We start from the raw sequence: 20,558 nt of genomic DNA on the forward strand, positions 1-20,558 counted from the left end.
TCAGTTCCCCTCCAGCCCGGCGGCCGCGCGGTTGACGCGCTGCTTCGAGTCCTCGTCGGCCTTTTCGTACAGCTCGGCGACGCGCATGAGCGCGTGGCTCGTGTCGGCCGTGGTCTGGTGCAACTGGGCGACCAGCTTCTGGATCTTCGCCAGGTGGTCGTTGTAGGCCGCGGCGACGACCGGCATGCCCAGCGTGCGGCCGAAAGCGTTGTCCGCGGGGAGCATCGCGCCGATTCCGCCGAAGAACCCGCCGCCGCCGTCGGAAGTGAGGGGAACGTCGGTGCCGCGCAACCCGTTCGACGCGGCTTCCGCGGCGTCGGCCGCCTCCTGCAGGGCTCCGGCCGAGTCCCGCAGGTCCTGCAGGTCGGTCTCGAATCCGATCATCACTCACCTCTTCTGGGGGCTGCGTTCCGGACATGTAAACACCGTTCGTTCGCCCGAAAGGGAGGTTTGCCGGTGGTGTGCCTCAGATCACGGACGCGTCGCCGTACCGCCGAACGGGGGAATGTCGTCCGTGCGCGCGACCCTCGGCGCTCTTACCTGCATGAGCACCACCACGAAGCCGCGGCCGCCGACCGTGCGGAGGCAGCTGCGCGAGGCGAAACGCTTTTCCTGGACCGGGTTCGCCGTCACGGTCGCGGCGTCCCTGCTCGGCACGCTGGTGCCGTCGGCGATCGGCGCCGGCCCGACGGCGACGCTGGTTTCGACGCTGGTGGTCACCGTGCTGGCGGCGGGCGGGTTCACCGCCAAGGACGGCGCCGCGCGCGGCATCAAGGCGATCGCGATCGTGCTGCTGGCCGCGGGCGCGCTGGTGCTGACGGTGACCGGGGTGACCGTGCTGGACCTGGTGCGCGGCAAGCCGGCGACGTTCCCGGTGGTGCCGGACGCGGCCGCGGAACCGAAGGTGATCGTCCCGGAGTCGGTCGCGTGCGGCACGACGCCGGTGCGCACGACGACGACCTGCGCGGTGGCGGTCCGCAGCGTCGGGGCGAGCGTGCTGCGGGTCAGCGGGATCGAGCTGGACAGCGCGGACTTCGCGGTGGACGCGCACGCGTGCCTCGGCCAGGACATCGCGCCGGGCAGGCGGTGCACGCTGGTGGTCCGCTTCACGCCGTCGTGGACGGGTGACCGGGTCGCGGACCTGACGGTCCACCACAACGTCCCGGGCCCGGCGGCGTTCGTGGAGCTGACCGGCCGCGGCGGCTAGCGGACGCCGGTCCGGGCGGCCCAGGCGACGCCGACCTGCAGAGCCGCGGAAACCGCGGCCAGCAAGGCGATCCGGTACGCGCCGAGTGCCCCGGTGAGGTTGTAGGGGACCAGGAGCACGAGCGGCGCCAGCGACGCGGCCAGCGCGATCGGCGGCTTCGGCCGCAGCCGAGTCGTGCTCAGGAAGAGCAGCGTGAGCAGCGACGTCCCGGCGATGGTCGCGACCAGCACCACCAGGCCGAGGAACGCCTGACCGAGGACGCAGAGTTCGGCGTCCGGGGCGCACAACCGGTCGTAGCGGCCGGACATCGCGACCCAGAAGGCGCCCGTCGCGGCGCCGGTGAGCGCGGCGATCGACCCCACCGCGCCGAGGGCTCGCGGCTCGGCTCTCGGGGTGGTCAATGCTCCGCGCCCGCGCTGACCGCCAGGTCGCCGGTGGCCGTCAAAGCCGTGTCCGCCAATGCTTCGAGCGCGTCGGCGATCCGGTCGACGCCCAGCGAAGGCGCGGCCTTGCCGGACGCCGCGACCTGCTCGGGGCTGAACGGCACGTGCACGAAACCGCCGCGCACGCCGGGGAACTCCGTGGCCAGCAAGTGCATCAGGCCGTAGAAGACCTGGTTGCACACGTACGTCCCGGCGGTGTGGGACACCGACGACGGCACGCCCGCGGCCCGGATCGCCGCGACGCAGGCCTTCACCGGCAACGTCGTGAAGTACGCGGCCGGGCCGTCCGGGACCACCGGGACGTCGATCGGCTGCGCGCCCGCGTTGTCCGGGATGCGGGCGTCGACGAGGTTGATCGCGACCCGCTCCGGCGTCACGTCGGCCCGCCCGCCCGCTTGGCCGACGCACACCACCAGCGACGGCCGGTGCTCCTCCACCGCGCGCCGCAACGCGGGCAGCGACGCCGCGAACTCGCACGGCAGCTCGACCGCCGCGACGTCGTCCCGGCGTGCCCCGACCACCGAAACCGCCTGCCACGACGGGTTGACGGACTCGCCGCCGAACGGCGCGAACCCGGTCATCAACACCCTGGCCATGCCACCTCCGAAAGCCGTGAATGCCCCTTCGAGAGACTCTAAGGCCCTCGATGGGGCATTCACGGACTTCAGGCGGCGGGCTTGAGGCCGCCCGGGAAGAGGTACTGGTCGGCGGGCTTGCCGGTGCCGTACACCCACGCGTCGAAGAACCCCTTCAGATCCTTGTGCGCGACGACCTCGGTGTACCGCTGGAACTCCGGCACGCTCGCGTTCCCGTCGCGGTGCAGTGACGGCCAGGTCTTCAGCACCCGGGAAAACGCCTGCTCACCGATGTAGTTGCGCAGCGCGTGCAGCATCATCGGGCCCTTCGAGTACACGTAGGTGAACTCGCGGCCCGCGCCCATGTCGTAGAGCTTGCCGTTCCAGAACGTCGCCGACGCCTTCTTGACGTCGTCCGCGTACTGCTTGTTCAGGTCGACGCCTTCCTTGGCCTCGTCCCAGAGCCACGTCGCGTACGACGCGAAGCACTCGTTCAGGCAGACGTCCCGCCAATGCGACACGGCCACCGAGTCGCCGTACCACTGGTGGGCGTTCTCGTGGACGATCGTCGGGACGTCGCCCGCCCAGCCCGCGGAGTAGATCGGGCGGCTCATCGTCTCCAGCGAGAAGCCGATCTCCTCGTTGAGGAAGATGCCGCCCGCCGCGTCGATGGGGTACGGGCCGAACTTCGACTCGAGGAAGTCGAGGATCTCCGGCAGCCGTGCTTCGGCCTGCTTCGTCGAGTCGGGGACGCCGGGGGCGAACGCGCTGACGACCGGGGTGCCGTCGGCCCGCGTCGTGCGGTCGAAGGTCCACTTGTCGATCGCGACCGTCGTCATGTACGGCACGATCGGCGTCTCTTCGGCCCAGACGTGCGTGGTGCCGCCCGGGGCTTTGACCGACGGCTTCTCGCGGCCGTTCGCGATCACGCCCCACTCGTCGGGGACGGTGATCGCGAGGTGGAACGTGGCCTTGTCGAGCGGGGTGTCGTTGACCGGGTACCAGGTGGTCGCCGACTTCGGCTCGCCCGCGACGAACGCGCCACCCGCCTTCGCGAACTGCCAGCCGTTGGCACCGAGCGCCGGGTCCTCGATCGGCGCCGGGACACCGTGGTAGCCGATCTTGACGGCGAACCGCTCGCCGCGCCGCAGCGGCCGCGACGGCGTGATGACGAGCTCGTGGTCACCGGTCCGGGCGAACTTCGCGGCGCGACCCGCGACGGTGACCGAGTCGACGGTCAGGCCGTGCAGGTCCAGGTCGAACGAGCTGAGCGCCTGCGTCGCCCGCGCCGTGATGTCCTGGACGCCGGTGAGCTGGTGCGACGCGGGGTCGTAGGTCACCTTCAGGTTGTAGTCGGCGACGTCGTAGCCGCCGTTGCCGTCCTGCGGGTAGTAGCTGTCCCCGGCGCCGTCGCTGCCGGGTTTCGGCGCGCCCCAGCCGTCGCCCGCCGCGGCGACGCCGGTGCCCAGGCACAGGGCGGCGACCACCGCGGCCGCGACCACGGCTGGTTTCTGTCCCCTCATGAACGCTCCTGTCCGTGTCGGTTCGACCTCGTTCGGCAACGTATCGCCGCCACTGCGTGCGTCACCGAAGATCGTCGGGTATGTCCGGATAATCAGCACTTCCGTCGGCCCGCCCCGGCCCGATCGGGTCGTCTGGAAAGCTGGACGCATGCGCATCGCGCTGCTGGGGCCCCTGCGGGCGACCGAGGACGACGGCACGCCGATCGACATCGGCGGTGCCCGCCTTCGCATGCTCTTGGCCAGGCTGGCGCTGGACGCCGGGCGGGCGGTCCCGGCCGACGCGCTCGTCGACGGGCTCTGGGGCGGCGAACCGCCGTCCGACGCGGCCAACGCCCTGCAGTCGCTGGTCTCGCGGCTGCGGAAAGCGCTGCCGGTGGCGGTCGAGTCCGGCCCGGGCGGCTACCGGCTCGCGGTGGCGGCCGGGGACGTCGACGTCGAGCGGTTCGAACGGCTCGCCGCCGAAGCCCGTCGCGAGCTGGCCGCGGGCCGCGACACCCACGCCGCCGAGCTGCTCACCGAGGCGCTCGCGCTGTGGCAGGGCGACGCGCTCGCCGACGTCCTCGACGCGCCGTTCGCCCCGGCGCCCGCGCGGCGGCTCGCCGACCTGCGCGCCGAGGCGGCCGAAGACCGGTTCGAGGCGCTGATCCGGCTGGGTGAGCACGCGAGCGTGCTGGCCGACCTGGCCGCGGCGGCCGACGCCGACCCGTTGCGCGAACGGCTCGCCGGCCTGCGGATCCGCGCGCTGTGCGCGGCCGGGCGGCAGTCCGAGGCGCTGGCGGTCTACACCGCGCTGCGCCGCACGCTGGCCGATCAGCTCGGCGTCGACCCGTCGGCCGAGCTGCAGGAGATCCACCTCGCCGCGCTGCGCGGGGAGTTCGCGCCGCCGTCGCCGGTGGCCGACCGGCTGCCGACCCGGCTGACGACGTTCGTCGGCCGCGACGACGAGCTCAAGCTGCTGGCCGAGTTGCTCGGTGGCGCCCGGCTGGTCACGCTGACCGGGCCGGGCGGGGCGGGCAAGACCCGGCTGGCCACCGAAGCCGCGTCGCGGCACCCGGCGCACCAGCAGGGCCGCGTCTGGTTCGTCGCACTGGCCGGCGTCCGCGACCCCGACGACGTCCCGGGCGCGCTGCTCGGTGCGCTGGAAGTCCGCGAGATCCGCACGGAGACCGAGGTCCACCGCCGCCAGCCGGAGCCCGTGGAACTGGCCGTCGAGGTGCTCGGCGGCGCGGAAGCGCTGCTGGTGCTGGACAACTGCGAGCACGTCGTCGACGCCGCCGCCCGGCTGGCCGACGAGCTGCTGCAGCGGGCGCCGCGGCTGCGGATCCTGGCCACCAGCCGCGAGCCGCTGGCCATCACCGGCGAGGCGCTCTGCCCGCTCGGGCCGCTGCCGGTGCCCGCCGAACGCGCCGCGCCCGCCGAAGCCGCCGAGCTCGACTCGACGCGGTTGTTCCTCGACCGGGCGGCCGCGGTTCGCCCCGACTTCGTCCTCGACGAGTCCACTGTGGACCACGTCGGCGAGATCTGCCGCCGCCTCGACGGCATGCCGCTGGCACTGGAGCTGGCCGCGGCACGGCTGCGGTCGATGACCGTCGCCCAGATCGCCGGGCGGCTCGGCGACCGGTTCCGGCTGCTCACCTCGGGCAGCCGCACGGCGTTGCCGCGGCAGCGGACGCTGCGCGCGGTCGTCGAGTGGAGCTGGGACCTGCTGACCGAGCCCGAGCTGGTGCTGGCGCGGCGGCTCGCCGTCTTCACCGGCGGCACCGAACTGGGCCCGGTGGAGGCGGTCTGCGCGGACGAGCTGCTGCCCGCCGCGGACATCCCCTACGTGCTGGGCAGCCTGGTCGAGAAGTCCATAGTGGACACGCTGGATGCCGGGGGCGAGCCGCGGTACCGGATGCTGGAGACGCTGCGCGCGTACGCGACCGAGCGGCTCGTGGAGTCGGGTGAGCAGGACCGGACGCGCCGCGCGATGGCGACGTACTACGCCGAGCTCGCCCAGCGGCTGGAGCCGACGCTGCGCACCGGCGACCAGCTGCGGGCGATCGACCAGTACGAGGCCGAGAGCCCGAACATGATCGCGGCCCTGCGCGGCGCGATCGCGATGTCCGATGTGGACAACGCGGTCGCGTTGCTGGACGGGATGATCTGGTACCTCACCATCCTCGGCCAGGGCGGCTGGGCCGGCGGCCTGATCCGGGAGACGCTCGAGTTCGGCGACCGGCTGCCGCGCCCGGTCGCGGCGGCCTACCGGGCGCTCGTCTACCTCATGGACGCGATCCCGGTGCGGTCCGACCAGGCCGAGATCCTCCGGCTGGTCGACGAGTGCGTGGACACGAAGGCGGTGGACCGCTACCCCGGCCTCGCGGTGGCGCTGCCGATGCTGGCTTTCCTCGGCGGTGACCGGGAAATCGCCGTCCGTGAGGTCCACCGGGCCCAGTCGAGCCCGGACGTTTGGACCCGCGCGGGCGGCCACTGGGTGGAGAGCTTCCTGCTCGACGACGCGGGCGACGTCGAGGGCGCGGACCGCGCGCGGGACCTGGCCCACGCCGGGTTCGCCGAGGCCGGGGACCGCTGGGGCATCGCGATGACGTTGAGCTTCCAGGCGTACGCGCTGTCCCAGGACGGCGAAAGCGCGAAGGCCATCGAGATCTACCAAGAGGGCCTGGCGCTGTCGATGGAGCTGCGCTCGCACGAGGACGCCGTGCAGCACTGGTGGCGGCTGGCCGTCGAGCGGGCGCGCACCGGCGACTTCGAAGGGGCGTGGCGCGACCAGGAGGCCGCCGAGCGCTACGGCGAAGGCATCACGAACCTGCAGCACCGCGCGATCCTGATGTTCGGGCGGCTCGAGCTGCTGCTGCGCACGGGCGAGCTGGCCGAGGCGCGGGCGCTGCTGAACCGCGTCACCGCGATGGGCGGCGACGACTGGTTCCCCGGCGGGATCGGCGACGAGTTCATCCACGCCTTCGAGGCGCGGATCCTGCTGGCCGAGAACCGCGCCGACGAGGCAGAACCGCACGTCGCGGCCTCGATCGAGGCGACGAGCCGCCGCGGCGACATGCCGGACATGGCCGGGGCGGTGGAGCTCCTGGCGATGATCCGCGCGAGTCAGGGCCGGTACGAAACGGCGGCCGAGGTCCTCGCGGCGTCGGCCGTCATCCGCGGCCGCTTGGACCGCGGCAGCCCCGAGGTCCGAGCGCTCATCGAGACGCTGCGCGAGCACGTCCCCGACTACGACGGGCTGTACGAGCGCTGCCGTGCGATGTCCAAAAAGGACACCCTGGCCCGAGTCCTGGCCGAGGTGTCCTGACCCGGTCGTGAGTGTTTAGGGCGGTTCTAACCGCCCTGAACGCTCACGACCGGTTGGCGCGGGTCACCCCCGTGCGTCCGCGCCGTCCCCCATCAGACCCGCCGGCGGTATGCCCAGGTGGCCAGCGGGAAGAACACGACCACGGCGCCCGCCATCCAGGCCAGCGCCCCGGCCAGCGGACCGGCGACGGCGCCGCCGTTCATCAGGCCGCGCAACGCGTTCGCCATCAGGCTGACCGGGCTGATGTCCGCCCACGCCCGCAGCCAGCCCGGCATCGTGGACGTCTGGACGAACACGTTGCTGCCGAAGGTCAGCGGCATGATGAAGACGAACATCAGTGCCTGCGCCGAGCCCGGCGTCTTCATCAGCATGCCGACGAACACCGAGCCCCAGCAGAAGCTCAGCCCGAACGCCAGGGCGAGCAGGATGGCCACGGCGAACTCACCGGGGCTGGTCGCGATCCGGTAGCCCATCAGCGTCGCGACGACCATCAGCACCGCCAGGCACACGACGTACCGCACGACGTCGGCGAGCACCGCGCCGATCAGCGGGGCCGAGCGGGCGATCGGCATGCTGCGGAACCGGTCGAACACGCCCTTGGTGACGTCGGTGTTGAGCTGCACGCCGACGGTCAGGCACGCCTGCAGGATGTTCATCACGATGATGCCGGGCACGACCATCTGCAGGTAGGCGTCGGTCGAGCCGGACAGTGCGCCGCCGAACAGGTAGACGAAGATGACCAGGAAGACGATCGGCATCAACGTGACGTCGGCGAGCTGTTCGGGGTTCTTGCGGATCTTCAGGATGCCGCGCCAGGCCAGCGAAAGCGCGTGCTGGACGCCCTTGGCCGGGCTGATGTGCCGCGGCGGGGCCGGGCGGTCGAGGGCCAGCGTCGTCATGCCAGGCTCCCTTCGAGGGTCTTGTCCTCAGTGGACTCTTCGGCTTTGTGCCCGGTGAGGGCGAGGAACACCTCGTCGAGGCTGGGCAGCCGCAGCGCCAGCTCGTCCGCGGTGATCCCGGCTTCGTCGAGCTTGCGGACCAAAGTGGACAGCAGCACCGGGTCGTCGACGGGCGCGGTCAGCAGTCCGCTCGCGTTGTCGCGGGTCGGTACGACACCCGAGAGGTCGCCGAGGATCCGGTGCACGGCGTCCATGTCGGACAGTCGCGTCGGCCGCACCTGCAGCGTCTGCCCGCCGACGCGGCGCTTGAGCTCGTCGGCCCGGCCGTCGGCGACGACGCGGCCGTGGTCGAACACGGTGATCTTGTCGGCCAGCTGGTCGGCCTCCTCCAGGTACTGCGTGGTCAGCAGCACGGTCGCGCCCTCGGCGACGAGGCCGCGGACGACGTCCCAGACCTCGTTGCGGGCGTGCGGGTCGAGCCCGGTGGTCGGCTCGTCGAGGTAGAGCACCTCGGGGCCGCCGACGAGGCTGGCGGCCAGGTCGAGCCGTCGCCGCATGCCGCCGGAGTACGTCCGGATCGGCCGTTTGGCCGCGCCGGTCAGCTCGAACCGCTCGATCAGCTCGGCGGCCCGGGCCTTGGCGTGGGCCCGCGGGTAGCCGTACAACCGTCCGATGAGGACGAGGTTCTCGATCCCGTTGAGGTCCTCGTCGACCGAGGCGTACTGCCCGGTCAGCCCGATCAGGCTGCGGACCCGCACGGGGTCGGCGACGACGTCGTAGCCGCCGACCGTGGCTCTGCCGGCGTCGGGTTTCATCAGGGTCGCCAGGATCCGGACGGCGGTCGTCTTGCCCGCGCCGTTCGGGCCGAGCACGCCGACCACCTGGCCGAACGGGACCTCGAGGTCCACCCCGTCCAGCGCCTTGGTGTCCCCGAAGTGTTTGACCAGGCCCTCGGCCTGGATCGCGTGCGACATGGGCGTCCTCCTTCGCTGTCGCTTCGAGTGACACTGTGGACGGCCGCGCTGGCAGCTCACGCACAGCGCGCTGGCACGGGCTGGCAGCCGCTGGTGGAGATCTTGTGGAGGAGTTGTCGGCAGCCGGGCCGTCCGGCGGCGGTCTCGGCATACTCGGCAGCATGGTGGTTGCGGAAGAGACGCGGTCGCGGCGGAAGAACCCGCTGGTCACGGCCCTGCTGGTGGTGCCGGTGGTGCCTCTGGCGGTGCTGGCCGCCCTGCGCCTGGTCGGCTTCGACGGCGGCTGGTACACGCTCGTCGCGCTGTCGCTCACGCCGTACGCGGCGGCCGCGGGCCTGCTGCTCGCCGTCCTGGCGCTGGCGCTGCGGCGCTGGTGGGTCGGCGGGCTCGCGCTGGTGCTGGCGGTCGCGCTGGCGGTGCTGGTGCTCCCGCGGCTGTCGGCGAGTGACCAACGCGATGTGCACGGCAAGACACTGCGCGTGCTCGCGTCGAACCTGCTCTACGGCCAGGCCGACCCGAAAGCCGTCGTCGACCTGGTGCGTTCGCAGCGGATCGACGTGCTGAACCTCGTCGAGCTGACGCCCCGCGCGGTCGACGGCCTGACCGCGGCCGGGCTGTTCCAGCTGCTGCCGCACCGGGTGCTGCACCCGGCGCCGGGTGCGTTCGGCTCGGGGATCGTGTCGCGCTTCCCCCTGACGGAGGTCAACCTGACCGGCGACTCGGCGGCCAAGCAGCCGGGCGCGCAGGCCGACCTGGGCGACGGCGTGGTGGCGGAGATCGTGGCGGTGCACCCGATTTCCCCGGACGTCGACACGCCGTTGTGGGAGCGCGAGATGAAGGACCTCTCGCGGGCAGCGGGCGAGCACGGCCTGCGCATCCTGGCGGGCGACTTCAACGCGACGCTGGACCACGCGGCGTTCCGGACGGTGCTCTCGCGCGGCTACAACGACGCGGCGGAGGAGCACGGCTCGGGGCTGACGCCGACGTGGCCGTCGTCGTCGCCAGTGGTGACGATCGACCACGTGGTGGTGGACAACCGCGCGGCGGTGCTGGACTACCGCGTGTTCGACGTCGCGGGCAGCGACCACCGGGCGGTGTTCGCCGAAGTGCGCCTGCCTTAGGCCAGCAGCGCGGTCAACGTCTCCAGCGCGCCGGCCGGGATCGAGACGCCGCGGTTGTGGCGGATCTCCGGTTCGCGCGGGTTGATCCGGATCAACGCGCCGGTCGCCGCGCTCGCCAGTTCGCTGTAGCGGCGGACCGTCGGGACCGCTCGGCCCGCGCCCAGTTCCACCACGACGAGGTCGCGCGCCGTCCGGCGCCACGCCGTCAGCTCGTCGAGCTGGGCCTGGCTGCGGTCCGGGACCCAGTCGTAGTCCCCGAACATCAGGATGTTGGGCCGCGCGAGCCCGCCGCACCGCGGGCACGACGGCAGCGGCGGTACCGCGCGCATGGTTTCGGGGTCGATCTCGACATCGACGTCGGCGGGCCGGATGTCATCGGAACAGCGGTCCAGGCACTGCAGGTGGTGGATCGAGCCGTGCGCCTCGGCGACGTGCTCGAAGCCCGCGGCCTGGAACTGGCCGTCCACATTGGACGTGAACACGCGGACGCCGCCGGGCAGCCGCGACCCGAAGGAAAGCAGCAGCCGGAAGCCGTCGTGCGGCACGGTTTTCCGGTACAGGTCGAGCCGGTGGCCGTAGAAACCCCAGGCCAGCTCGGGGTCGTCGGCGAAGTGGCGCGGGTCGGCGAGCTCCTCGAACCGCAGCCCGAGCCGCGCGTACGGCGGGTACGCGCGCCAGAACCCTTCGCCGCCGCGGAAGTCCGGCAGCCCGGAGTCGACGCCCATTCCGGCGCCGGCGCAGATCAGCAGCGCGCCGGCGCCGTCGAGCAGCTCCGCGGCCCGGTCGAGGGCGTCACTCACCCGGCTTCGAGCCGAGGACGACCTCGAACTCCAGCAGGTTCGCTCCGGTCGACACGGGCTTGGCGCGCTCGCCGGAGTGCGCCGCCGCGGCCGGGCCGCCCGTGGCCCACGCCTTGTAGTGCTCCTCGGTCTCCCACTTCGTGTAGACGAAGTAGCGCGTCTCGCCGGAGACCGGGCGCAGCAGCTCGAAGCCGAGGAAGCCCGGCTGCTGGTCGACGGCGTGCATCCGCGCCGCGAACCGCTTCTCCAGCTCGGGCCCGGCGCCTTCGGGTACCTCGATCGCGTTGATCTTCACGACACTCATGGCTCCAGCCTAGTTGGCCGCGCGCTGTGATCCGTGCCACTGTGGATCACATGGGGACCAGGGAAGAGGAGCTGGCGGCCGATCTGCAGCGGATTTTCCGGGCGACCGCAGACGCAGTCGCGGGGAGCCCGGCCAACGAGCTGATCGACCGGGTGACCGCGCACTTGGGGCCGTTGCCGGGGGTGATGGTCGTGACCCGCAGCTGGCCGATGTGGGAGCACGCGAACATCCAGCGCGGCGTCGACGCCTACCTCGCCGAGCACGGCACGAGCGTCGGCTGGTTCGGCATCGCGGGCGGCCAGCGCAGCCACGAGGACCTGATCGGGATGCTCGTGACCGCGCGCAAGCAGGGCACGTTCGAGCTGGGCTCGGTGGACTTCACGACGACGGCGATCGGCCCGGACGACGCGACGGAGGCGGTGCAGCTCGGGCTCGTCGGCACGAGCGCGCCGGGTGGCGAGCCGGTGCTGCTGGCGATCCGCGGCGCGAACCCGCAGTGGGGGCAGCTGGAGTGCCGCCTGGAGGTGCTGGCGACGTCGCGGGCGACGGCGACGGAGGTCCGCGACCGCGTCGAGCGGCTGATGGCCGAGCACGACGTGCTGCGCGGGCAGGTGCTGGCCTTCGGGACGAGCGAGAACCGCGGCAACGACCTGCTGACGTTCCTGCCGCGGCCCACGCTGGGTGGCGAGGAGGTGGTGCTGCCGGACGGCGTGCTGGAGGCGATCGAGCGCCACACGGTGGGCATCGCGGAGCACGGCGAGCGGCTGCTGGCGGCGGGGCAGCACCTCAAGCGAGGCTTGCTGCTGCACGGCCCGCCGGGCACGGGCAAGACGCACACGGTCCGCTACCTGATGGGCCGCATGCCGCAGAACACGGTGATCATCCTGACGGGCATGGCGATGCGGTTCGTGGCGAAGGCGGCCGAGCTCGCCCGGCGGCTGCAGCCGAGCGTGGTCGTGGTGGAGGACGTCGACCTGATCGCCCAGGACCGCAGTTACGGCCCGGGAGCGCACCCGTTGTTGTTCACGCTGCTGGACGCGATGGACGGCGTGGGCGGCGACGCGGACGTGACGTTCCTGCTCACCACGAACCGGGCGAGCGAGCTGGAGAAGGCGCTGGCGGACCGCCCGGGCCGGGTGGACTTGGCGGTCGAGATCCCGCTCCCGGACGCGGCGGGCCGGGAAGCGCTGCTGCACCTGTACGCGCGGGGGTTGAAGCTGACGGCGGACCTGGCCCCGATCGTGGCGGCGACGGAGGGCGTGACGGCATCGTTCGTGAAGGAGTTGCTGCGGCGGGCGTCGTTGCGGTCGCTGGCGCTTCGGCCGGACGAGGAGATCGTGGTGGGCGATGAGGAGCTGGCGACGGCGTTGCGGGAGATGCAGGATGCGCGGAGTGCGTTGACCCGTTCGTTGCTGGGCAGCTCAGCTGCGCAGTGAGCCGGGGTAGAGGTCGGTGTCCGCGGGCAGTGTCGTGCCGCGGAACCACGCGTCGAAGAACTTCCGCAGGTCCTTCCCGCTGACCTGCGCCGCCATCGCCTCGAAGTCGGCCCACGTCGCGTTGCCGTGGCGATACCGCGACGGCCACTCGTGCAGCAGGCGGTCGAACGCCGGGTCGCCCATCTCGCGGCGCAGCGCGTGCATGGCCAGGATTCCCTTGTTGTACACGCCCTCGAACTCGTGGCCCTGGCCCATGCCGACCAGCTTCTGCGCCCAGAAGTCCGTGCTGGCGTGGGTGATTTCGATGGCCGTGCGGTAGCGGTCGTCGAGGTTCTGGCCCTCGCGCTCGGCCCAGAGCCACTGCGCGTACGACGCGAAGCACTCGTTCAGGCAGATGTCGGACCAGTTGTCGAGCGACACCGAGTCGCCGAACCACTGGTGCGCGCTCTCGTGCACCAGCGTCGTCAGCTCCGCCCACTTCGCGTACGTCGGCCGCGTCTGCGTCTCCAGCGAGAAGTGGATGTCCTCGTCCAGGTAGATCCCGCCCGCCGCCGACTGCGGGTACGGGCCGAACTTGCCGCTCAGGAAGCCGAGGACCTCGGGGAGCCTGCCGCCGGTCGCGCGGCGGGCCTCCGCGCCCGGCGCGTACGCCGAGACCACCGGGGTGCCGTCCGGGAGTGTCGACCTGTCGACACTGAACTTGCCGATCGCGATCGTCGTCAGGTAGCTCGCCACCGGGTTCGGCTCGGTCCACGTGCCCGGCGGGCCCTCGCGGCCGTTCGAAATCACCGTCCACCCGGCCGGGACGTGCGCGGTCAGCGTGAACGTCGCCTTGTCGCGCGGGGTCTCGTTCACCGGGAACCAGAACGCCGCCGAGTGCGGCTCGCCGACCATGTACGCGCCGCCGTCGGCCGAGTGCTGCCAGCCGTTCTCGCTGCCGCCGTCGTGCGGGGTCTTCGCCGGGTCGCCGCCGTAGCGCACCCGCGTGCGGAACGTCGTCCCGGCGCGGATCGGTGACGCCGGGGTGACGACCAGCTCGAACGCCTTCTCGCGGGTGAACGTCGCCGGTTTGCCGTCGACTTCGACGCTGCGCACGTCGAGCCCGCGCAGGTCCAGGTCGAACCGGCTGAGGTCCTGGGTGGCCTTCGCGGTGACCGTCGTGTCGCCGTCGAGGTGGCCGCTCGGCGGGTCGTACGTGACGCCCACCTGGTAGCCGAGCGCGTCGTAGCCGCCGTTGCCGTCGTCCGGGTAATACGGATCACCGGCGCCGGACGCGCCGGGCGTCGGGTGCATCGGCGGGGGCGGTGGCGGCGCCGAGACGGCGTCACCGCTGCAGGCCGCGGCGAGGACCACCGCGGCGCAGACGGCGAGGGCGGCGAGTCGGCGGCGCATGAGACCACCATAGGTGATGGAAAGCGATCACTCGGTCACGTTCCGCACCAGGCATTATGGTGACCGCGTGCTCTGTTTCGGCGGCACCGGCGTGCCGATCGTGCTGCTCCACGGCCTGATGGGCCGCGCACGGACGTGGTGGCGGGTCGCGGAGTGGCTCCGGCCCTACGGCGCGGTGTACGGCCTCGACGCGCGCGGCCACGGCAGCGCGCCCCGCGTGGGCCCGTGGACCACCGAGCGGTTCACCGAGGACGTCGCCGACGCGCTCCGGACGCTCGACGCGGGCCCGGCGGTGCTCATCGGCCATTCGATGGGCGGCCTGCACGCGTGGTCGACCGCCGCGAAGCACCCGGAGCTGGTGCGCGCGGTCGTCTCGGAAGACTTCGCGCCGGACCAGCGCGGCCGGACCGTCGAGACGTGGCGCGGGTACTTCGAGAGCTGGCCGGTGCCATTTTCCTCGCTCGACCACGTCCGCGCGTTCTTCGGCGACGCGGGCGAGTACTTCGCCGACTGCGTCGAGGAGCGCGACGACGGGTTCCACCTGGTCGCCGACCTCGAGGACCTGTACGTCATCGCCGCCGAGTGGGGCCGCCGCGACTACTGGTCCATTGTGGACGCCATCCGCTGCCCGCTGCTGCTGGTCGAAGGCGAGCACACGGCGATGCCGCCGGGGCAGCAGGCGCTCGTCGCCGAACGGGTCCCCGGCGCGAAGCACCTGGTGGTCCCGGGTTCGGCCCACCTGCCCCACGACGAGGCCCCGGAGACCTACCGCGGCGCTGTCGAGGCGTTCCTCAGCCAGGTGCTGGGCCGCTGACGGGCCCGGCAGGGGGGACGGTGCACCGCACGCGCCGTTGAGCACGGCGCACCGACCGCCCTGCCGGAGCTTTCACGTGAAAGCTCGGACCTGGGGCGGCACTTTCACGTGAAAGTGCCGCCGGGTCACGCGCGGGAGAGGTCGGCTCGCCAGGCCGCCGTGGAGCGGTCCGAGGGCACGATGAGCGGCCAGACGTCGGCGCCGAGGAAGCCGGTTTCGTCGGCCGCCTTGGCCGCCGTGCAGGTGTCCTTCGCCAGCCCGGCCCGCGCCGAGAGCGCGGCCACGGCGTCCTTTGTGGACTTCCCGAAGACGCCGTCGGTGGGGACGCCGAACCCGGCGTCGCGGAGGAACTGCTGCGCCAGCTGGACCTTTTTGCCCGTATCGCCCGGCTTCAGCAGCGGCCACTCGGCTTCGGTGCGCGCGACCGAGACGCCGAGGACGCGGCCGACCGCGGTCCGCAGCTCCGGCAGCCGGTCGTAGAGCACCTGGCCGCAGCACTCGGTCGAGTTGAAGTCGCGGTGGCCCTTGATGAACTCGGGCGTGATCGAGTACTGGTGCGCGACGTAGGCGACCAGGCCGACGAGCGAGTCCCACAGCGCCGGCGTGACGTCGACGGTGGAGTACAGGCCTTCGTTCTCGATGCCGATGCACTCGCTGTTGTGGTTGCCGACGTTGGCGCCCTGGACGTGCCGGGTGCCGCCGCGCAGGATCTCCAGGCTGCGGTGGCGTCCTTCGGTGATGAAGCCGCCGCGGCTGTTCGTGAACTGCTGGCCGGTGTCGATCCAGCCGCGCGTGTCCATGTGGAAGTTCTGGATGTCGCGCGAGATCTGGAACGCGTGGGCGAGCGAGTAGTCGGTGTTGTTGCCGGGATCCACCGTGTGGTGCACGACGATGTAGGTCGGCTTGTGGTCTTCGACCACGATCGTGCCGGTGGCGGGGCGGGCGCCCCACTCGGACGTCGAGTGGATCGTCGGTGTCGGCACGGCCGCCGCGGCCGTCCCCGTGGTCGTCATCCCCAGTGCGCCGGCCGCGGTCGCGGTCACCCCCGCCTTGAGCAGGGTCCGGCGGTCAACAGTGACCATGCGGAGAAAGGTAACTCCGGATCGCGTCGATGACAACTATTGACCAACTTTGGTCGTAGTGCGTCAGTGTTCACCCGGGAGAGCGAAGAGACCGTCGCGGGTTTGTTCGAGCAGGCCGTCGACCAGCAGCGAGTCGAGGCAGCGGTCGCGCTGGCCGCCGTCGTGCCACACCAGGTCGAGGCGAGCCTTCTCGACCGGGCCCTCGCTGCCGCGCAGGACGTCGAGCAGCCGCCCGCGGACCTGCCGGTCGGTGCCGGCGAACTTCTGCACGGGCTTGGCCGGGCCGGTGTACTCCGGGCGGCCGGCGAGCTGCCACGCGCATTCGTCGTGGATCGGGCAGTCGGCGCACTTCGGCGCACGCGCGGTGCAGATCAAGGCGCCGAGCTCCATGATCGCGGCGGAGAACTTCGCCGCGGGGGCGTCGTCGGCGGGCAGCAGCGCCTCGACGTCGGCCATGTCCCGGGTGTTCGACGCGGGCCCGGCGTCCCCGGCCCCGTGCACGGCCCGCGCGACGACCCGCCGCACGTTGGTGTCGACGACGGGCGCGCGCCGCCCGTAGGCGAACGCGGCGACGGCCCGCGCGGTGTAGGCGCCGATCCCGGGAAGCGCGAGCAGGGTGTCCACATCGGACGGGACGACGTCGCCGTGCTCGGCGGCGATGACCCCGGCGGCCTCGTGGAGCCGCAGGGCGCGACGCGGGTAGCCGAGCTTGCCCCAGGCACGCACGACCTCGCCTTGCGACGACGCGGCCAGCGCCGAGGGCACCGGCCAGCGCGCCATCCACTCGTGCCAGATCGGCTGCACCCGGGCGACGGGCGTCTGCTGCAGCATGATCTCGCTGACCAGCACGCCCCACGCCGAGCAGTCCGGTTCGCGCCACGGCAGGTCCCGGCCGTGCGCGGAGAACCAGTCGAGCAGTACGTCAGCGTCCACAGCCACGCGCCCATTGAACCCCAGGCGCCCACCGGCCCAGGCAGGTGGCCGGGTGGTCGTGAGTGTTTAGGGCGGTTAGAACCGCCCTAAACACTCACGACAGCTTGAGCCGCGCCTACTTCACCTCGGTGAGCCGCCCGATTTTGACGTCGTAGACGAAGCCGCGGACGTTCTCCGTGTGCGGCAGGTACGCGCTGCGCCGCACCCGCTCCATCGACGTCCGGACGCTGTTCTCGACGTTGCGGAACGCCTCGACCGCCCACGTCGGGCGCAGGCCGGTGGCCTCTTCCAGCTCGTCCTTGAAGTCGTCCTCGGTGACCATCGACAGGCCGCACTCCGTGTGCTGGACGATCAGCACCTCGCGGGTGCCCAGCTTGCGCTGCGAAAGCGCCAGCGAGCGGATCACGTCGTCGGTCACCACGCCGCCCGCGTTGCGGAGGACGTGCGACTCGCCCTGCAGGAGCCCGAAGATCTCGAACACCCGGATCCGGGCGTCCATGCAGGTCAGGACGGCCACCTGGAGGGACGGCCGCGGCGTCGACCGGTCACCGGGCGTGATGTCGCCGATTTCCTGGTTGCGCTTGAGCAGTACGTCGATCGAGGTCATCGGTCACCTTCCGGCCAGTGGCCCCGCGGCGCGGGCGGGCCACTCCATTTGACCCGGTGAGTACCCCGGCGGGCAATGCACTACGAGCTATGTCACGGCGGGTTCAGCCGCCGAACCAGGGCTCCTCGACCGTTCGCGGCGGCGCCGACGTCCGTCCGATGCGCAGCTCGGTCGGCAGCGTGATCACCTTCGGGGCACTGCGCTCGGCCGAGCCGAGCAGCAGCCGCCCGGCCGTCTTGCCCTTTTCGAGCACCGGCTGGTGGACCGTGGTGAGCCCGATCCGCTCGGCTTCGGCGATGCCGTCGAAGCCGGTGACCGTGAGGTCCTGGGGCACGCGCAGGCCCCGCCGCTCGGCTTCGGCCATGGCGCCGAGCGCGAGGATGTCCGACGTGCAGATCACGGCCGTGATCTGCGGATACGCGTCCAGGAGCTGCCGGGCCGCGGAGGCGCCGTCGTCCACCGTGTGGTCGAACCGCTCGACGACCGGGACGCCCGCCCAGTCGACCCCGGCCGCCGAGAACGCGACGGCGAGGGCCTCCAGCCGGGTGCGCTGGACGTGGAAGTGCGCGCCGCTCTGGCGGGCGGCCGAGACGAAGTCGTCGTTGCGCTCGCGCGCGAGGCGCATGCAGATGACGCCGACCTGCCGGTGCCCCAGCGTCACCAGGTGCTCGGCGATCTTGCCGACCGCCGCCGCGTCGTCCGGGCCGACGCGGTCGATGCCTTCGAGGCTCGGCTGGTCGATGATCACCGTCGGCACCGGCCGCTCCAGCACGGCGGCCAGGTGCGGGTCGTCGTCCGGCACGGAGTAGACGACGAAGCCGTCGACGCCCGCGCGGTGCACCGCGGCGACGTCCTCGCGGCCCGGGCTGGCCGGCACGAGGTGCAGGCCGACGCCGGCGTCCTCACAGGCCAGCGCCAGTCCTTCGAGCACGCCGACGGCGGCGGGGTCGCGGAAGGCGTAGGAGAGGTTCTCGGTGAGCAGCAGCCCGACCGCGCCCGCCTTGCGCGTGCGCAGGGAGCGGGCGACGGGGTCGGGGCCCGGGTAGCCGAGGCGCCGCGCGGTCTCGAGGACTCGGCGGCGCAGTTCCGGGGACAGCTGGTCCGGCCGGTTGTAGGCGTTGGACACCGTGGTCCTGGACACACCGAGCTCCGCCGCGAGCGACGCCAGCGTCGCCTGCCTCCGGGTGCGAATAGGACGGCCCATCAGCAAACCGTAACGGTTCAGATCGTTTTCCTGAAGAGACACCCCGCGTGGTCGATGTCTCGATCCGCATGCATGAAGACGCATACACCAAAACGGGGTCGACGGGCCAGGAAGTCATCCGGATGGGGTAAGGTGAATCTGACAACGGTTTCCATTAGCGTCTCCAGGAGTCCCTCGATGAGTTCCCGCCGCACCAGGAGCGTGCTCGCCGCCGCTTCGGCCCTTTCCGTCTTCGCGCTGGCCGCGTGCTCCAGCGGGTCCTCCGGCTCCGACGGCGGCGGGCAGTCCGGCGGCGACGGCAAGATCAAGGTCGTCGCCTCGACCGACGTCTGGGGCAGCGTGGTCAGCGCCGTCGGCGGCGACAAGGTCGACGTCAAATCGATCATCCACGACCCGTCGGCCGACCCGCACTCGTACGAGACGACGGCGGACGACGCGCTCGCGGCGAAGGACGCGAAGCTGCTGCTGTCCAACGGCGGCGGCTACGACGAGTTCTTCGGCAAGCTCACCGAGCAGGCGGGCGACGCGAAGAAGCTCGTCGCCTACGACATCGCCGCGACCGGCGACGAGAACGAGCACGTCTGGTACGACCTGCCGGGCGTCGACAAGGTCGCCGACCAGGTCGCCGCGCAGCTGGGCGAGCTGCAGCCGGCGTCGAAGCAGCAGTTCACCGACAACGCGAACGCGTTCAAGGCGAAGGTCGACGCGCTCGAGAAGCGGCTCGAAGAGCTGGGCACCGGCCACCCGGGCACGAAGGTCGTCGTCACCGAGCCGGTCGCGCACTACCTGCTGGAGAGCGCGAAGATCACGGACGCGACGCCGAAGGCCTTCTCCGACGCGGTGGAGAACGACACGGACGTCCCGGCCGGCGCGGTCAGCGAGTACAAGCAGCTCATCGCGACCAAGCAGGTCAAGGCGCTGGTCAACAACGAGCAGACGGTGACGCCGTTGACCCAGGACGTCGTCAAGCAGGCGAAGGACGCGGGCATCGGCGTGGTCGGCGTGACCGAGACGCTGCCGCAGGGTGTGACGGACTACATTGTCTGGATGACCGGGGAAGTCGACGAGCTGGCGGGGGCGTTGAAGTAGCCATGCCTCTTGTCTCCGACGACGTACGCCCCGCGGTCCGGGTCCGCGGGGCGGGCCTGGCGTTCGGCCCCCGCACCCTCTGGTCGGGGCTGGACCTCGTCGTCGAGCCGGGGGAGTTCCTCGCCGTGCTCGGCCCGAACGGTTCCGGCAAGAGCAGCCTCCTCAAGGCGCTGCTCGGCATGCAGGGCCTGTCGGCGGGCACGGTCGAGATCGCGGGCGGCCGCCCCGGCGGCGCGAACCGCAAGGTCGGCTACATCCCGCAGCAGCGCGCGATCGACGAGTCGCTGACGCTGCGCGGGGTCGACCTGGTCGGGCTGGGCCTCGACGGTCACCGCTGGGGCACGGGCTTGTTCGGCATGGCGGCCCGGCGCCGCCGCGTCACGGAAGCGATCGAGGCGGTCGGCGGCACGCGTTACGCGAGGCAGCCGGTGGGCCGCCTGTCCGGCGGCGAGCAGCAGCGGCTGCGGGTGGCGCAGGCCCTGGTCGGCAACCCCGAAGTGCTGCTGTGCGACGAGCCGCTGCTGTCGCTGGACCTGGCGCACCAGCGCGCGATCAGCGAGCTGATCGACTCCCGGCGGCGCGACGCCGGCACCGCGGTGCTGTTCGTGACGCACGAGATCAACCCCGTGCTGCCGTTCGTCGACCGGGTGTTGTACCTGGTCAACGGCCAGTTCCGGATCGGCAAGCCGGACGAGGTGATGACCTCGGAGACGCTGACCGAGCTGTACGGCACCCGCGTCGAGGTGCTCAAGGTCGGCGGGCAGATCCACATCGCGGGCGCGCAGAGCGCGTTGTGCGAGGAGGAGCCGCACCACCACGAACACGACGTAGAAGAGCAAGTGGGCTGA

General features: G+C 71.9%; 20 protein-coding genes. 7 read left to right on the top strand and 13 right to left on the bottom strand.

From position 1 onward, the window contains the following. Nucleotides 1-384, bottom strand: a complete 384-nt coding sequence (locus QP939_RS17175) for a hypothetical protein (RefSeq protein WP_285457778.1) — start codon at nt 382-384, stop codon at nt 1-3. 160 nt (nt 385-544) lie between these two features. Here QP939_RS17175 and QP939_RS17180 point away from each other — a divergent pair, with 160 nt between their 5' ends. Then, on the top strand, nt 545-1,207 hold the full coding sequence (locus QP939_RS17180) for an Ig-like domain-containing protein (protein ID WP_285457779.1): 663 nt from the start codon (nt 545-547) through the stop codon (nt 1,205-1,207). Here the strand turns inward: QP939_RS17180 and QP939_RS17185 are convergent. From QP939_RS17185 to QP939_RS17195, 3 genes are all read right to left on the bottom strand, one after another. Next, nucleotides 1,204-1,608: a hypothetical protein gene (locus QP939_RS17185; protein WP_285457780.1), complete on the bottom strand. Its 405-nt coding sequence runs from the start codon at nt 1,606-1,608 to the stop codon at nt 1,204-1,206. The two genes, QP939_RS17180 and QP939_RS17185, sit on opposite strands and share 4 nt — an antisense overlap. Next, the gene (pcp, locus tag QP939_RS17190) at nt 1,605-2,246 is read right to left on the bottom strand and encodes a pyroglutamyl-peptidase I (RefSeq protein WP_285457781.1); all 642 of its coding nucleotides are present in this window, start codon (nt 2,244-2,246) and stop codon (nt 1,605-1,607) included. Before pcp ends, QP939_RS17185 begins: the two co-directional genes overlap by 4 nt. A gap of 68 nt (nt 2,247-2,314) precedes the next feature. Next, nucleotides 2,315-3,748, bottom strand: coding sequence for a M1 family metallopeptidase (locus QP939_RS17195; RefSeq protein WP_285457782.1), 1,434 nt, complete (start codon nt 3,746-3,748; stop codon nt 2,315-2,317). Nucleotides 3,749-3,896: 148 nt separating this feature from the next. On the opposite strand from QP939_RS17195, the gene QP939_RS17200 reads away from it, so the two are divergent. Continuing rightward, nucleotides 3,897-7,055 (top strand): AfsR/SARP family transcriptional regulator, encoded by a 3,159-nt coding sequence (locus QP939_RS17200; RefSeq protein WP_285457783.1) that lies wholly within the window; start codon nt 3,897-3,899, stop codon nt 7,053-7,055. A 92-nt stretch (nt 7,056-7,147) separates the two neighbouring features. On the opposite strand, the gene QP939_RS17205 is transcribed toward QP939_RS17200, so the two are convergent. Next, entirely contained in the window at nt 7,148-7,954 is an 807-nt protein-coding gene (locus tag QP939_RS17205; protein ID WP_285457784.1) for an ABC transporter permease, read from the bottom strand. Continuing rightward, complete coding sequence (locus tag QP939_RS17210) at nt 7,951-8,928, bottom strand: ATP-binding cassette domain-containing protein (protein WP_285457785.1); 978 nt, start codon at nt 8,926-8,928, stop codon at nt 7,951-7,953. Before QP939_RS17210 ends, QP939_RS17205 begins: the two co-directional genes overlap by 4 nt. A 104-nt stretch (nt 8,929-9,032) precedes the next feature. Here QP939_RS17210 and QP939_RS17215 point away from each other — a divergent pair, with 104 nt between their 5' ends. Beyond that, a complete protein-coding gene (locus QP939_RS17215; protein ID WP_285457786.1) occupies nt 9,033-10,049 on the top strand; it encodes an endonuclease/exonuclease/phosphatase family protein in 1,017 nt (338 codons plus the stop codon). On the opposite strand, the gene QP939_RS17220 is transcribed toward QP939_RS17215, so the two are convergent. Both QP939_RS17220 and QP939_RS17225 read right to left on the bottom strand, forming a co-directional pair. Further along, nucleotides 10,046-10,849 carry an SIR2 family NAD-dependent protein deacylase gene (locus QP939_RS17220; RefSeq protein WP_285457788.1) on the bottom strand — a complete coding sequence of 268 codons (804 nt, stop codon included), beginning with the start codon at nt 10,847-10,849 and terminating at the stop codon, nt 10,046-10,048. The genes QP939_RS17215 and QP939_RS17220 overlap by 4 nt on opposite strands. Continuing rightward, on the bottom strand, nt 10,842-11,153 hold the full coding sequence (locus tag QP939_RS17225; protein WP_285457789.1) for an antibiotic biosynthesis monooxygenase family protein: 312 nt from the start codon (nt 11,151-11,153) through the stop codon (nt 10,842-10,844). Before QP939_RS17225 ends, QP939_RS17220 begins: the two co-directional genes overlap by 8 nt. 50 nt (nt 11,154-11,203) lie before the next feature. On the opposite strand from QP939_RS17225, the gene QP939_RS17230 reads away from it, so the two are divergent. Beyond that, entirely contained in the window at nt 11,204-12,589 is a 1,386-nt protein-coding gene (locus tag QP939_RS17230) for an AAA family ATPase (protein WP_285457790.1), read from the top strand. Here QP939_RS17230 and QP939_RS17235 read toward each other — a convergent pair. Beyond that, nucleotides 12,575-13,981 (bottom strand): M1 family metallopeptidase, encoded by a 1,407-nt coding sequence (locus QP939_RS17235; RefSeq protein ID WP_285457792.1) that lies wholly within the window; start codon nt 13,979-13,981, stop codon nt 12,575-12,577. The genes QP939_RS17230 and QP939_RS17235 overlap by 15 nt on opposite strands. A gap of 67 nt (nt 13,982-14,048) precedes the next feature. Here QP939_RS17235 and QP939_RS17240 point away from each other — a divergent pair, with 67 nt between their 5' ends. Further along, on the top strand, nt 14,049-14,795 hold the full coding sequence (locus tag QP939_RS17240; protein ID WP_285457793.1) for an alpha/beta fold hydrolase: 747 nt from the start codon (nt 14,049-14,051) through the stop codon (nt 14,793-14,795). 125 nt (nt 14,796-14,920) lie between these two features. Here the strand turns inward: QP939_RS17240 and QP939_RS17245 are convergent, their stop codons facing one another. The 4 genes from QP939_RS17245 to QP939_RS17260 form a co-directional block, all read right to left on the bottom strand. Then, on the bottom strand, nt 14,921-15,877 hold the full coding sequence (locus tag QP939_RS17245) for a peptidoglycan recognition protein family protein (protein WP_285457795.1): 957 nt from the start codon (nt 15,875-15,877) through the stop codon (nt 14,921-14,923). Between the two features lie 63 nt (nt 15,878-15,940). Next, nucleotides 15,941-16,816, bottom strand: coding sequence for an HhH-GPD family protein (locus tag QP939_RS17250; RefSeq protein WP_285457796.1), 876 nt, complete (start codon nt 16,814-16,816; stop codon nt 15,941-15,943). Nucleotides 16,817-16,925: 109 nt separating this feature from the next. Beyond that, nucleotides 16,926-17,417, bottom strand: a complete 492-nt coding sequence (locus QP939_RS17255; RefSeq protein WP_285457797.1) for a beta-class carbonic anhydrase — start codon at nt 17,415-17,417, stop codon at nt 16,926-16,928. A 103-nt stretch (nt 17,418-17,520) separates the two neighbouring features. After that, complete coding sequence (locus QP939_RS17260; RefSeq protein WP_285457798.1) at nt 17,521-18,621, bottom strand: LacI family DNA-binding transcriptional regulator; 1,101 nt, start codon at nt 18,619-18,621, stop codon at nt 17,521-17,523. 177 nt (nt 18,622-18,798) lie between these two features. On the opposite strand from QP939_RS17260, the gene QP939_RS17265 reads away from it, so the two are divergent. Together QP939_RS17265 and QP939_RS17270 are read left to right on the top strand one after the other, a co-directional pair. Then, nucleotides 18,799-19,710 carry a metal ABC transporter solute-binding protein, Zn/Mn family gene (locus tag QP939_RS17265; protein ID WP_285457799.1) on the top strand — a complete coding sequence of 304 codons (912 nt, stop codon included), beginning with the start codon at nt 18,799-18,801 and terminating at the stop codon, nt 19,708-19,710. 2 nt (nt 19,711-19,712) lie between these two features. After that, nucleotides 19,713-20,558 (top strand): metal ABC transporter ATP-binding protein, encoded by an 846-nt coding sequence (locus tag QP939_RS17270; protein WP_285457800.1) that lies wholly within the window; start codon nt 19,713-19,715, stop codon nt 20,556-20,558.

The organism is Amycolatopsis nalaikhensis (genome assembly GCF_030264295.1).
GTDB classification, from domain to species: domain Bacteria; phylum Actinomycetota; class Actinomycetes; order Mycobacteriales; family Pseudonocardiaceae; genus Amycolatopsis; species Amycolatopsis nalaikhensis.

Excerpts from the sequence above, each read along its gene's own strand:
- QP939_RS17175 (WP_285457778.1), bottom strand. The coding sequence starts at position 384 with ATGATCGGATTCGAGACCGACCTGCAGGACCTGCGGGACTCGGCCGGA.
- QP939_RS17180 (WP_285457779.1), top strand. The coding sequence starts at position 545 with ATGAGCACCACCACGAAGCCGCGGCCGCCGACCGTGCGGAGGCAGCTG.
- pcp (WP_285457781.1), bottom strand. The coding sequence starts at position 2,246 with ATGGCCAGGGTGTTGATGACCGGGTTCGCGCCGTTCGGCGGCGAGTCC.
- QP939_RS17195 (WP_285457782.1), bottom strand. The coding sequence starts at position 3,748 with ATGAGGGGACAGAAACCAGCCGTGGTCGCGGCCGCGGTGGTCGCCGCC.
- QP939_RS17200 (WP_285457783.1), top strand. The coding sequence starts at position 3,897 with ATGCGCATCGCGCTGCTGGGGCCCCTGCGGGCGACCGAGGACGACGGC.
- QP939_RS17205 (WP_285457784.1), bottom strand. The coding sequence starts at position 7,954 with ATGACGACGCTGGCCCTCGACCGCCCGGCCCCGCCGCGGCACATCAGC.
- QP939_RS17210 (WP_285457785.1), bottom strand. The coding sequence starts at position 8,928 with ATGTCGCACGCGATCCAGGCCGAGGGCCTGGTCAAACACTTCGGGGAC.
- QP939_RS17225 (WP_285457789.1), bottom strand. The coding sequence starts at position 11,153 with ATGAGTGTCGTGAAGATCAACGCGATCGAGGTACCCGAAGGCGCCGGG.
- QP939_RS17230 (WP_285457790.1), top strand. The coding sequence starts at position 11,204 with ATGGGGACCAGGGAAGAGGAGCTGGCGGCCGATCTGCAGCGGATTTTC.
- QP939_RS17235 (WP_285457792.1), bottom strand. The coding sequence starts at position 13,981 with ATGCGCCGCCGACTCGCCGCCCTCGCCGTCTGCGCCGCGGTGGTCCTC.
- QP939_RS17245 (WP_285457795.1), bottom strand. The coding sequence starts at position 15,877 with ATGGTCACTGTTGACCGCCGGACCCTGCTCAAGGCGGGGGTGACCGCG.
- QP939_RS17255 (WP_285457797.1), bottom strand. The coding sequence starts at position 17,417 with ATGACCTCGATCGACGTACTGCTCAAGCGCAACCAGGAAATCGGCGAC.
- QP939_RS17260 (WP_285457798.1), bottom strand. The coding sequence starts at position 18,621 with ATGGGCCGTCCTATTCGCACCCGGAGGCAGGCGACGCTGGCGTCGCTC.
- QP939_RS17265 (WP_285457799.1), top strand. The coding sequence starts at position 18,799 with ATGAGTTCCCGCCGCACCAGGAGCGTGCTCGCCGCCGCTTCGGCCCTT.
- QP939_RS17270 (WP_285457800.1), top strand. The coding sequence starts at position 19,713 with ATGCCTCTTGTCTCCGACGACGTACGCCCCGCGGTCCGGGTCCGCGGG.